The organism is Streptomyces griseorubiginosus, assembly GCF_017614965.1.
GTDB lineage: Bacteria > Actinomycetota > Actinomycetes > Streptomycetales > Streptomycetaceae > Streptomyces > Streptomyces griseorubiginosus_B.
In genome coordinates, this window is sequence record NZ_WVUG01000276.1 from 1 (window position 1) to 12,032 (window position 12,032).

The 12,032-nt window shown below is 72.7% G+C and carries 11 protein-coding genes; 9 read left to right on the forward strand and 2 right to left on the reverse strand.

Features of this window, described 5'->3' with window-relative positions; genetic code table 11:
* From GRC12_RS34635 to GRC12_RS34645, 3 genes are all read left to right on the forward strand, one after another.
* The coding region (locus GRC12_RS34635; protein ID WP_244374239.1) for a DUF5819 family protein at window positions 1-677 on the forward strand (677 nt) is incomplete at its 5' end.
* On the forward strand, window positions 674-1,882 hold the full coding sequence (locus tag GRC12_RS34640; RefSeq protein ID WP_208783856.1) for an HTTM domain-containing protein: 1,209 nt from the start codon (window positions 674-676) through the stop codon (window positions 1,880-1,882). The genes GRC12_RS34635 and GRC12_RS34640, both read left to right, overlap by 4 nt.
* 33 nt (window positions 1,883-1,915) lie before the next feature.
* Complete coding sequence (locus GRC12_RS34645) at window positions 1,916-2,656, forward strand: TrmH family RNA methyltransferase (RefSeq protein ID WP_208783857.1); 741 nt, start codon at window positions 1,916-1,918, stop codon at window positions 2,654-2,656.
* Here GRC12_RS34645 and paaN read toward each other — a convergent pair.
* Window positions 2,653-4,344, reverse strand: a complete 1,692-nt coding sequence (gene paaN, locus GRC12_RS34650) for a phenylacetic acid degradation protein PaaN (protein WP_208783859.1) — start codon at window positions 4,342-4,344, stop codon at window positions 2,653-2,655. The genes GRC12_RS34645 and paaN overlap by 4 nt on opposite strands.
* Window positions 4,345-4,504: 160 nt before the next feature.
* Here paaN and GRC12_RS34655 point away from each other — a divergent pair, with 160 nt between their 5' ends.
* Window positions 4,505-6,022 carry a 3-hydroxyacyl-CoA dehydrogenase gene (locus tag GRC12_RS34655; RefSeq protein ID WP_208783861.1) on the forward strand — a complete coding sequence of 506 codons (1,518 nt, stop codon included), beginning with the start codon at window positions 4,505-4,507 and terminating at the stop codon, window positions 6,020-6,022.
* A complete protein-coding gene (locus GRC12_RS34660) occupies window positions 6,019-6,609 on the forward strand; it encodes a TetR/AcrR family transcriptional regulator (RefSeq protein WP_133043994.1) in 591 nt (196 codons plus the stop codon). The genes GRC12_RS34655 and GRC12_RS34660 overlap by 4 nt, the downstream gene beginning before the upstream one ends.
* A 2-nt stretch (window positions 6,610-6,611) precedes the next feature.
* Here GRC12_RS34660 and GRC12_RS34665 read toward each other — a convergent pair whose 3' ends face one another.
* Window positions 6,612-7,097, reverse strand: coding sequence for an Lrp/AsnC family transcriptional regulator (locus GRC12_RS34665; protein ID WP_208783872.1), 486 nt, complete (start codon window positions 7,095-7,097; stop codon window positions 6,612-6,614).
* A gap of 190 nt (window positions 7,098-7,287) precedes the next feature.
* Between GRC12_RS34665 and pdhA the strand changes: the two genes are divergently transcribed.
* The 4 genes from pdhA to GRC12_RS34685 are packed head-to-tail and all read left to right on the forward strand — an operon-like array spanning window position 7,288 to window position 11,909.
* Complete coding sequence (gene pdhA / locus GRC12_RS34670) at window positions 7,288-8,421, forward strand: pyruvate dehydrogenase (acetyl-transferring) E1 component subunit alpha (protein WP_208783863.1); 1,134 nt, start codon at window positions 7,288-7,290, stop codon at window positions 8,419-8,421.
* Complete coding sequence (locus GRC12_RS34675) at window positions 8,421-9,425, forward strand: alpha-ketoacid dehydrogenase subunit beta (protein ID WP_208783865.1); 1,005 nt, start codon at window positions 8,421-8,423, stop codon at window positions 9,423-9,425. Before pdhA ends, GRC12_RS34675 begins: the two co-directional genes overlap by 1 nt.
* Window positions 9,425-10,915, forward strand: coding sequence for a dihydrolipoamide acetyltransferase family protein (locus GRC12_RS34680; RefSeq protein ID WP_208783867.1), 1,491 nt, complete (start codon window positions 9,425-9,427; stop codon window positions 10,913-10,915). The genes GRC12_RS34675 and GRC12_RS34680 overlap by 1 nt, the downstream gene beginning before the upstream one ends.
* Window positions 10,916-10,958: 43 nt before the next feature.
* Complete coding sequence (locus GRC12_RS34685; RefSeq protein ID WP_439959924.1) at window positions 10,959-11,909, forward strand: NTP transferase domain-containing protein; 951 nt, start codon at window positions 10,959-10,961, stop codon at window positions 11,907-11,909.
* The last annotated feature ends 123 nt before the right edge of the window (window positions 11,910-12,032 follow it).

Below are 12,032 nucleotides of genomic sequence, written 5' to 3' on the forward strand. Positions count from 1 at the left end.
CCCCCCGCACCGGCCCCTACGCCGAGCCCCGGACCGGTGTCGCCGCCCTCTCCCTGCGCTACCGGATAGGCGCCGCTCTCGCTCTCGCCGTCGTCGCCGCCGTGGTCTGCGTACACATCGGCATGGTGTTCCTGCACGTCGCGCCGGCGAACACGGTCACCCAGCGGCACGGCAAGGCGATCGACGAATGGATCTACCCGGAGTTCGAACAGAACTGGAAGCTGTTCGCGCCCAACCCGCTGCAGCAGAACATCGCGGTCCAGGCCCGCGCCGAGGTGCGCGCGACGGACGGCGGGGTGCGCACCACCGGCTGGTACGACCTGTCGGCTGAGGACGGCCGGGCCATCGACGGCAATCTGCTGCCCAGCCACACCCAGCAGAACGAACTGCGCCGGGCCTGGGACTTCTTCCTCGCCACGCATGACGCCGACAACCGTCCCTCGGGCCTGCGCGGCTCCCTGTCCGAGGCGTATGTGCGGCGCATCGTGGCGCTGCGCCTCGACCGGGACGACGCGGCCGGGAAGAGCGGCTCGGTGATCCAGGTGCAGGTCCGCTCGCGCACCACCAACGTCCAGCCCCCGAAGTGGAGCGGCGAGAAGCTCTCCGACCAGCCGATGTACCGCGTGCTGCCCTGGTGGCCGGTCTCGGCCGCCGACACCGAGGGGGGCGCGGAGTGAACCGTTTCGCTCTGGCCGTCTCGGCCGGCATCGCCCGCGTCACCGATGCGGCCCTCGGCCCGTACCAGACCGCCGTGGTCCGCATCGGCTTCAGCGCCACCTGGCTGCTGTTCCTGCTGCGCGAGTTCCCGCACCGCCAGGAGATGTACGGCCCCGACGCCCCGTGGAGCTGGGACCTGGCCCAGCGGCTGATCTCCGACGACCACGCCTTCACGGCCCTGATGTGGTCCAGCGGCCGGTTCTGGTTCGAGCTGGTCTACGCGTTCGCCCTGCTGACGAGCGTCCTGCTGCTGCTGGGCTGGCGCACCCGCACCATGTCCGTGCTGTTCATGGTCGGTGTGCTCTCCCTGCAGAACCGCAGCGTCTTCATCGGCGACGGCGGTGACAACGTCCTGCACCTGATGTCCGTCTATCTCGTCTTCACCCGCTGCGGTCAGGTGTGGTCGCTGGACGCGCGGAGGGAACGGCGCACGCGCGACGCACGCGCGCGTGGGGAGGGCGTCGCGGACCGGATCGGTCCCGCCCTGTGGGGCGTCCTCGGGTTCGTGCTGGTCGCGGTGACGGCGGGGGGCCGCTTCGACGGCACCGATCCGACCGTGCCGGTCATCCTGTGGCTGGTGTGGCTGGCGCAGGCCGTGCGGTGGGCCGTCGCCCGCTGGGCCGGGGGGCGGGAACCGCGGATCCTGGCGGACGTCGTGGCCAACGTCGTGCACAACGGCGCACTGCTGGTGATCATGGCCGAGGCCTGTCTGATCTACGCGACGGCCGGCTGGTACAAGATCCAGGGCTCGCGCTGGCAGGACGGTACCGCCGTCTACTACCCGCTCCACCTGGACTACTTCTCGCCCTGGCCGGGCCTCGCCGACCTGCTGTCCTCCAGCGGCACGATGGTGATGCTGGTGACGTACGGAACCGTGATCGTGCAGGTCGCCTTCCCGTTCACGCTGTTCAACCGGCGGGTGAAGAACGTCCTGCTGGCGGCGATGATGACCGAGCACGCCGTGATCGCCGTGGTCCTCGGGCTGCCGTTCTTCTCGCTGGCCATGATCGCGACGGACGCGGTCTTCCTGCCGACGTCGTTCCTTCGCCGCCTGGGCGGCTGGGCCGCACGCGCGCGTACCCGTGTCCTGGCGGGCCGTGCGGCGCTGCCGGAGCCGCGGACCCCGGAGAACCCCGAGCCCGCACACGCGGACTCCACGGCGTGAACCCCCGGGACACGCGCACGTAGGCTGCACGCCATGACCGACCCCGTGACCCTCTGGCGCCGGCTTGCCGACTCCTCCGTCCTGCTCGACGGCTTCCACGCCCTCAAGCACGCCGTGCGTTTCCAAGCGGAGATCCCGGTGGCGGTCGCCGTGGACCGGGAGGCCGCGCTCGCTCTCGCCGACGAGCTTGCGCCCGACGTCACGGACACGCTGGCCGCGCTCATGACCGAGGTGCCGGAGCCCACGTACCGCGGACTCGTCGAACGCCCGCACCCGACGGCGGTGGCCGCCCTGGCCGTACGACCGTCCCGCGCGGCGCATCTCGAGACGCTGGCGCGCCGCCCCCGCACCGCCCCGGTCGTGGTCCTCGACAACCCGCGCAACCTGGGCAACGCGGGCGCGGTGATCCGTCTGGCCGCCGGTTTCGGAGCGACCGGCGTGGTCACCACCGGCACGCTGGACCCCTGGCACCCGACGGTCGTCCGCGGCGGGGCCGGGCTGCACTTCGCGACGGCGGTGGAACGGCTGACCGTGGACGAACTGCCCGAGGGGCCGCTGTTCGCCCTGGACCCGGAGGGCGACGACATCCGGGGGACGAAGCTCCCGGACGACGCCGTCCTCGCGTTCGGATCGGAGCGCAGCGGCCTGTCGACCGCCCTACGCGCGCGTGCCGACCATCTGCTGTCCCTGCCCATGCGCCCCCAGGTCTCCAGCTACAACCTGGCGACCAGCGTGGCGATGACGCTCTACCACTGGAGCGCCGGCGGTTTCTAGGCCTCCCGCCGCACCTCGACGACCCGGAAACGGTTGGCCACGAACGCCCCGTCGCACAGCGCCGCGTTGGCCGCCGGGTTGCCGCCCGAGCCGTGGAAGTCGGAGAAGGCGGCCGTCTGGTTCACGTACACCCCGCCGGTCAGGTTCAGCGACAGCTGGGCCGCCTCCTCCAGGCAGACCTCCTGGACCGCCTGCTCGACCTCCTCGTCGCTCGTGTACGCCCCGACGGTCATCGCGCCCTTCTCGCGGACGGTGCGCCGCAGCAGCTCCAGCGCGTCGGCCGTCGAGTCGACCGCCACGGCGAAGGAGACCGGGCCGAAGCACTCGCTCATGTAGGCGGCCTCGTCGTCCGGCTTGGCGCCGTCGAGCTTGACGATGACCGGCGTGCGGACCACGGCCTTCGGGAACTCCGGGTTGCTGATCTCCCGCGACGCGAGGGCGACTTCGCCGAGACCCGCGGCCGCTTCCAGCCGCGCCTTCACGTCCGGGTTGACGATGGCGCCGAGGAGCGCGTTCGCGCGGGCGTCGTCGCCGAGCAGTCCGTCGACGGATCGGGCGAGATCGGCGACGACCTCGTCGAAGGTCTTCGGCCCCTCGTCGGTACGGATGCCGTCACGGGGGATCAGCAGGTTCTGCGGGGTGGTGCACATCTGGCCGCTGTACAGGGACAGCGAGAAGGCCAGGTTGGACAGCATCCCCTTGTAGTTCGCCGTCGAGTCCACGAGCACCGTGTTGACGCCGGCCTTCTCCGTGTAGACCTGCGCCTGCCGGGCGTTGGCCTCCAGCCAGTCGCCGAAGGAGGTGGAGCCCGTGTAGTCGATGATCCGGATCTCCGGCCGGGTCGCCAGGGTCTTGGCGATGCCCTCGCCGGGGCGCTCGGCCGCCAGAGCCACGAGGTTCGGGTCGAAGCCGGCCTGGCCGAGGACCTCGCGCGCGACCTGCACGGTGAGGGCGAGCGGCAGCACCGCGCGCGGGTGGGGCTTGACCAGGACCGCGTTGCCGGTCGCCAGGGAGGCGAACAGGCCGGGATAGCCGTTCCACGTGGGGAAGGTGTTGCAGCCGATCAGCAGTGCGATCCCGCGCGGGACCGGCGTGAACTGCTTGGTGAGCGCGAGCGGGTCGCGCTTGCCCTGCGGCTTGGTCCACTCCGCCGTGTCGGGCGTGCGCACCTGCTCCACGTACGCGTACGCGACCGCCTCCAGGCCGCGGTCCTGCGCGTGCGGGCCGCCCGCCTGGAACGCCATCATGAACGCCTGGCCGCTGGTGTGCATGACGGCGTGCGCGAACTCGTGCGTCCGGTCGCTGATCCGCTTGAGGATCTCCAGGCAGACCACCGCGCGCGCCTCCGCGCCCGCGTCCCGCCAGGCCTTCTGTCCCGCCTTCATGGCGGGCAGCAGCACGTCGACGTCCGCGTGCGGGTACTCCACTCCCAGCTCGATGCCGTACGGCGAGACCTCGCCGCCCACCCAGTCGTCCGTGCCGGGCTGGCCGAGGTCGAGGCGGGTGCCCAGGACGGCGTCGAAGGCGGCCTTGCCCGCGGCCATGTCCAGGCTGCCGTTCTCGCCGTAGGCCTTGGGGTGCTCGGGGTGCGGGGACCAGTACGCACGCGTGCGGATCGCTTCCAGCGCCTGGTCGAGGGTCGGCCGGTGCTTGGCGATGAGCTCGTGCGCGGTCAGTTCGGCGGCCATGCGGGACCAACTCCTCGTCTCAAGAGCTCTTCGTCGAGCTCATGACCTGGGCAGAAACATGGGCAGGAACAGCCAGTCAGAGTTAGAGTAACCGAACGATCGGTCGGGACAAGGGGGTCCGCCGCATCTGTGGAAAACCCCGTGCGGGAGGATCGCGCACATGACAGCACTCGACCTCAGCAGCCCCGTGGCCGTCGTCGGCACCGGCACCATGGGCCAGGGCATCGCCCAGGTCGCGCTGGTCGCCGGCCATCGCGTACGGCTGTTCGACGCCGTTCCCGGCCGGGCCCAGGACGCGGCCGCGGCCATCGCCGCCCGGCTCGACCGGCTCGTCGAGAAGGACCGGCTCACCGGCGCCGAACGGGACGCGGCACGCGCGCGTCTGCTGCCCGCCGCGGACCTCGCCGAACTCGCCGACTGCTCCCTGGTCGTCGAGGCCGTCCTGGAGCGGCTGGACGTCAAGCAGGACCTCTTCCGGGCGCTCGAGGACCTCGTCGACGAGGACTGTCTGCTCGCCACCAACACCTCCTCCCTGTCGGTCACCGCGATCGGCGGCGCCCTGCGCAGCCCGGGCCGCTTGGTCGGCCTGCACTTCTTCAACCCCGCCCCGCTGCTGCCGCTGGTGGAGGTGGTCTCCGGGTTCGCCACCGACGTCTCGTCGACCACGCGCGCGTACGAGATGGCACGCGCCTGGGGCAAGACGCCGGTGGCCTGCGCCGACACCCCCGGCTTCATCGTCAACCGCATCGCCCGGCCCTTCTACGCCGAGGCGTTCGCGGTCTACGAGGCCCAGGGCGCCGACCCCGCCACCATCGACGCGGTCCTGCGCGAGTCCGGCGGATTCAGGATGGGCGCCTTCGAACTGACCGACCTCATCGGCCAGGACGTCAACGAGTCGGTCACGCACTCGGTGTGGCAGAGCTTCTTCCAGGACGTGCGCTTCACCCCCTCGCTCGCCCAGCGCCGCCTGGTCGAGTCGGGCCGGCTCGGCCGCAAGAGCGGGCACGGCTGGTACGACTACGGGAATGACGCCGAGCGGGCCGAGCCGCACACCGCGGAGCGGGCGCAGCCGCCCGCGTACGTCGTCGCCGAGGGCGACCTGGGCCCCGCTTCGGAACTGCTCGCGCTGATCCGCGAGGCGGGCATCCAGGTCCGCGAGGAGGACGAGGACCACGGCAGCCGCCTGGTCCTGCCGGGCGGCGGCCAGCTCGCCCTCGCCGACGGGCAGACCTCGGTGGAGTTCCGGGACGTCGTCTACTTCGACCTCGCCCTGGACTACCGCCGCGCGACCCGGATCGCCCTGTCCGCCTCCCAGGACACCTCCCCGCAGACCCTCGCCGAGGCCACCGGCCTCTTCCAGGCGCTCGGCAAGGACGTCAGTGTCATCGGAGACGTCCCCGGCATGATCGTCGCGCGCACGGTCGCCCGGATCGTCGACCTCGCGCACGACGCCGTCGCCAAGGGCGTGGCCACCGAGGAGGACGTCGACACCGCGATGCGCCTGGGCGTCAACTACCCGCTGGGCCCCTTCGAGTGGAGCCGCAGGCTCGGTCGGAACTGGGCCTACGCCCTCCTCGACGACCTGCACCTGCGCGACCCCTCCGGCCGCTACGCGCCCTCCCTGGCGCTGTACCGGCACGCCTACGCCTCCGACAAGCGGGAGGGCAGCACCTCATGACGACCGCCAAGCGCGACACGTACACCCCGGAGACGCTGCTGTCCGTCGCCGTCCAGGTCTTCAACGAGCGCGGCTACGACGGCACCTCCATGGAGCACCTGTCCAAGGCGGCCGGCATCTCCAAGTCGTCGATCTACCACCATGTGGCGGGCAAGGAGGAGCTGCTGCGCCGGGCCGTCAGCCGGGCTCTGGACGGCCTCTTCGGGATCCTCGACGAGGACCACGCGCGCGTGGGGCGTGCCGCCGACCGTCTTCAGTACGTCGTGCGGCGCATGGTCGAGGTGCTGATCGGCGAACTCCCCTACGTCACCCTGCTGCTGCGGGTGCGCGGCAACACCGGCACCGAGCGGTGGGCCCTGGAGCGCCGCCGCGACTTCGACCACCGGGTCGCCGAGCTGCTGAAGGCGGCGGCCGCGGACGGGGACGTGCGCGGCGACGTGGAGGTGCGGCTCGCCACCCGGCTCGTCTTCGGGATGATCAACTCGATCGTCGAGTGGTACCGGCCGGACGGGCGCGGGATGAACGAGCGCGAGGTCGCCGACGCGGTGGTTCAGCTGGTCTTCGGAGGCCTGCGCGAGGAGGGCTGACCTCAGCCCTGCGGCTCCAGGTCCTCCTCCTCGAACACCAGCAGCGTGCGGGTGCTCAGCACCTCCGGCATGGCCTGCAGCCGGGTGAGGACCAGTTCGCGCAGCGCCCGGTTGTCGGACGTGTGGACCAGCAGCAGTACGTCGAAGTCGCCACCCACCAGGGCGATGTGGGAGGCGCCGGGCAGCTGTCTGAGCTGCTCGCGGACGGTGCGCCAGGAGTTCTGCACGATCTTCAGGGTGATGTACGCCGATGTGCCCTGACCGGCGCGTTCATGGTCGACGCGGGCGCCGAAGCCGCGGATGACGCCGTCGTCGATCAGCCGGTTGATGCGGGCATAGGCGTTGGCGCGGGAGACGTGGACCCGTTCGGCGACCGACCTTATCGACGCACGGCCGTCGGACTGGAGCATCTGCAGGATGTCCAGGTCGATCGCGTCGAGGGGCCGCGGCGGCGGCAGGGGGACGGTGCCCTCGGGCTCCTCGGCCATTTGTTCAGGTGCCATGTCCCCCCGCCTCCCTGCCATGGACGTACTGCGTTCATTCCAGGCTGTGGAGAACCGTTTGTCCACAGCCTGAAGGGGCCTGTAGCCAAAATGTGCCGACGACCGAACAATCGGTAGGTGAGGCGGGTCACAGCCGACGCGCCTCCCGTAGCCGCTCCCACGAGGAGGTGCCGTCATGACGGTCATGGAGCAGCGGGGCGCGTACCGGCCATCGCCGCCCCCCGCCTGGCAGCCACGCACCGATCCCGCGCCGCTGCTGCCCGACGCGGAGCCCCACCGGGTGCTGGGCACCGAGGCGGCGGCGAAGTCCGACCCGGCCCTGCTGCGCCGCCTGTACGCCGAGCTGGTGCGCGGCCGCCGCTACAACGCACAGGCCACCGCCCTCACCAAGCAGGGCCGTCTCGCCGTCTACCCCTCCAGCACCGGTCAGGAGGCCTGCGAGGTCGCCGCCGCGCTCGCCCTGCGGGAGCAGGACTGGCTCTTCCCCAGCTACCGCGACACCCTCGCCGCCGTCGTCCGTGGCGTCGACCCCGTCCAGGCGCTGACCCTGCTGCGCGGTGACTGGCACACCGGCTACGACCCGTATGAGCACCGGGTGGCCCCGCTGTGCACCCCGCTCGCCACCCAGCTCCCGCACGCCGTCGGTCTCGCGCACGCGGCCCGCCTCAAGGGCGACGACGTCGTCGCGCTCGCCATGGTCGGCGACGGCGGCACCAGCGAGGGCGACTTCCACGAGGCGCTGAACTTCGCCGCCGTCTGGCGGGCACCGGTCGTCTTCCTGGTCCAGAACAACGGCTTCGCCATCTCCGTCCCGCTCGCCAAGCAGACCGCGGCCCCCTCCCTGGCCCACAAGGCCGTCGGATACGGCATGCCCGGCCGGCTGGTCGACGGCAACGACGCGGCCGCCGTGCACGAGGTCCTCACCGACGCCGTACGGCACGCGCGTGAGGGCGGCGGACCCACGCTGGTCGAGGCGATCACCTACCGCGTCGACGCCCACACCAACGCCGACGACGCCACCCGCTACCGCGGCGACGCCGAGGTCGAGGCCTGGCGTGCGCACGATCCGATCGCGCTCCTGGAACAAGAACTGACCGAACGCGGCCTCCTCGACGAGGACGGGATGCGGCACGCGCGCGATGCCGCCGAGGCCATGGCCGCCGACCTGCGCGAGCGCATGAACCAGGACGCGGTGCTCGACCCGGCGGACCTGTTCGCCCACGTCTACGCCGAACCGACCCCGCAACTGCGCGAACAGCAGGCCCTGCTGGAGGCCGAGCTGGCGGCGGAGCAGGAAGGGGCGCACTGATGACCACCGTCGCCGTGAAGCCGGCCACCATGGCGCAGGCCCTCACCCGAGCGCTTCGCGACGCCATGGCCGCCGACCCCTCGGTGCACGTCATGGGTGAGGACGTCGGCACCCTCGGCGGCGTCTTCCGCGTCACCGACGGCCTCGCCAAGGAGTTCGGCGAGGACCGCTGCACCGACACCCCGCTCGCCGAGGCCGGCATCCTCGGCACCGCCGTCGGCATGGCGATGTACGGGCTGCGCCCGGTGGTGGAGATGCAGTTCGACGCGTTCGCCTACCCCGCCTTCGAGCAGCTGATCAGCCATGTCTCCCGCATGCGCAACCGCACGCACGGCGCCATGCCGCTCCCGATCACCGTCCGCGTCCCCTACGGCGGCGGCATCGGCGGTGTCGAGCACCACAGCGACTCCTCCGAGGCGTACTACATGGCGACTCCGGGACTCCATGTCGTCACGCCGGCCACCGTCGCCGACGCCTACGGACTGCTGCGCGCCGCCATCGCCTCCGACGACCCGGTCGTCTTCCTGGAACCCAAGCGCCTGTACTGGTCCAAGGACTCCTGGAACCCCGATCACCCGACCGACGTGGAACCCATAGGCCGCGCCGTGGTGCGGCGCCCGGGCCGGAGCGCCACGCTCATCACCTACGGACCCTCGGTCCCCGTCTGCCTCGAAGCCGCCGAGGCCGCGCGCGCCGAGGGCTGGGACCTCGAAGTCGTCGACCTGCGCTCCCTGGTGCCGTTCGACGACGAGACGGTCGCGGCCTCGGTACGGCGGACCGGACGCGCCGTCGTCGTGCACGAGTCGGGCTCCTTCGGGGGACCGGGCGGAGAGATCGCGGCGCGGGTCACCGAGCGCTGCTTCCACCACCTGGAGGCGCCGGTGCTGCGCGTGGCCGGGTTCGACATCCCCTACCCGCCGCCCATGCTGGAGCGGCACCACCTGCCCGGCGTGGACCGGATCCTGGACGCCGTGGGGCGTTTGCAGTGGGAGGCCGAGAACTGATGGCACAGGTGCTGGAGTTCAAGCTCCCCGACCTCGGGGAGGGGCTCACCGAGGCGGAGATCGTGCGCTGGCTGGTGCAGGTCGGCGACGTCGTCGCCGTGGACCAGCCGGTCGTCGAGGTCGAGACGGCCAAGGCGATGGTCGAGGTGCCCTGTCCCTACGGCGGCGTGGTCACCGCCCGCTTCGGCGAGGAGGGCACGGAGCTTCCCGTCGGCGCCCCGCTGCTGACGGTCGCGGTGGGCCCGAAGGCCTCGGACACGGAGTCCGAGGGCTCGGGGAACGTACTGGTGGGCTACGGAACCGGGGCACCCCCGGCACGCAGGCGCAGGGTACGCCCGACGACACCGACGGGCCGTCCCGCGGCTCCGACGGGCGGTCCTGCGGCACCCGGACACGTGCCCCCGGCGGCACCGGGGCGCGCGCATGCCACTCCCGCCGACGACGGCTCCGACGGCAGGATCGCGCCGGCGGCGGGCCAAGGACCCGCCCGGCAGCACGGCGCGGTCGCCGTCGGCACCGCGCGCGTGACCGATCCACCCGGGAGCCCCCGGGGCGAGGGGCCCGTCCCCGTGATCTCCCCGCTCGTCCGCCGTCTCGCCCGCGAGAACGGCCTGGACCTGCGGGAGCTGGCCGGCTCGGGACCCGACGGGCTCATCCTGCGGGCCGACGTCGAGTACGCGCTGCGGGCCGCGGACGCGGCGCCCCGGCAGGTCACCGCACCGGCGGCGAAGTCGCACGCACGCGTGGCCGCGACGCTCACGCCGGTGGCTCCGGCGCCCGAGCCGTCGCAGGCCGCCCCCGCCGGCACCCGCATCCCCCTCAAGGGCATCCGCGGTGCCGTCGCCGACAAGCTCTCCCGCAGCCGGCACGAGATACCGGACGCCACCTGCTGGGTGGACGCCGACGCGACCGAGCTGATGCGCGCGCGTACCGCGATGAACGCGGCGGGCGGCCCCAAGATCTCCCTCCTCGCCCTCCTGGCCAGGATCTGCACCGCCGCCCTCGCCCGCTTCCCCGAGCTCAACTCCACGGTCGACACGGCGGCCAGGGAGGTCGTCCAGCTCGACCACGTGCACCTGGGGTTCGCCGCGCAGACCGAGCGGGGCCTGGTCGTACCGGTCGTCCGGGACGCCCATGCGCGCGACGCCGAGGCGCTGACCGCGGAGTTCGCCCGGCTGACCGAGGCGGCCCGCGCGGGAAGCCTCACACCCGGGGAACTCACCGGCGGGACCTTCACGTTGAACAACTACGGAGTGTTCGGCGTCGACGGCTCCACGCCGATCATCAACCACCCCGAGGCGGCCATGCTCGGCGTCGGCCGCATCGTCCCCAAGCCGTGGGTGCACGAGGGCGAGCTGGCGGTGCGCCAGGTCGTCCAGCTCTCGCTCACCTTCGACCACCGGGTGTGCGACGGCGGCACGGCGGGCGGCTTCCTGCGCTACGTGGCGGACTGCGTGGAACAGCCGGCGGTCCTGCTGCGCACGCTCTGACCCGGACGTTCCCTGTGATCGCGGCGCCCCCCATACTCATGGGGTGACCTCGTACGAGCGCTCGGACGTCCCCGGCCCGGCGTACGACGCCGTGTCGGACGTCCCCGGCCCGGCGTACGACGCCGTCGTCCTGGCCGGGGGCGCCGCGCGGCGGCTCGGCGGCGCCGACAAACCCGGCCTGCGCGTGGGCGGGCGGGCACTGCTCGACCGGGTGCTCGCGGCCTGCGCCGACGCGCGCAGGACGGTCGTCGTGGCCGAACCGCGCCCCACACCCCGGCCCGTGCTGTGGGCCCGCGAGGACCCGCCCGGCGGCGGCCCGCTCGCCGCGCTCGGCGCCGGACTGCGCCACACCACGGCCGACCCCGTCGTCGTCCTCTCCGCCGACCTGCCCTTCCTCGAAGCGCACACGGTACGGCGGCTGCTGACCGCCCTGCGGACGGACAGCGCCGACGGCGCCCTGCTCACCGACGCCGACGGCCGCGACCAACCCCTCGTGGCCGCCTACCGCGCGCCCGCGCTTGACCGCGCCCTGACCACCCTCTCCGAACAACACGACGGCCTCACCGGCCTCCCCCTCCGCCGGCTGACCGCCGGCCTCGACCTCACCCGCGTCCCCGACCCCGTCGCGTCCTTCGACTGCGACACCTGGGACGACATCGCCACCGCCAGGGCACGTATCAGGGAGCATGGGCACGTGTTGGATGAATGGATCTCCGCAGCCAAGGACGAGCTGGGCATCGACCTCGACGTCGACACCGGCGTCCTGCTCGATCTCGCCCGCGACGCCGCTCACGGTGTGGCCAGGCCCGCCGCACCGCTGACCACCTTCCTCGTCGGCTACGCGGCCGGACTGGCCGGCGGCGGCCCGCAGGCCGTCGCCGAGGCCGCCCGCAAGGCCGCCGCCCTCGCCGCGCGCTGGGCGGACGAGGCCGCCGACGCCAAGGCGGACGCGGCCCCGGACGCCACGCCCGAGACCCGTCCGGACGCCGGATGACCGCCCGCTCCACCCGGACCGGCGAGGACGCCGAGGACCTGGACGTCGAGGAGGTGCTCGCGCTGGTGAACGAGCACGGTGGCCCCGCGGGCGACCCCGGCGGCCGTAGGGAAGGCCCCGCCC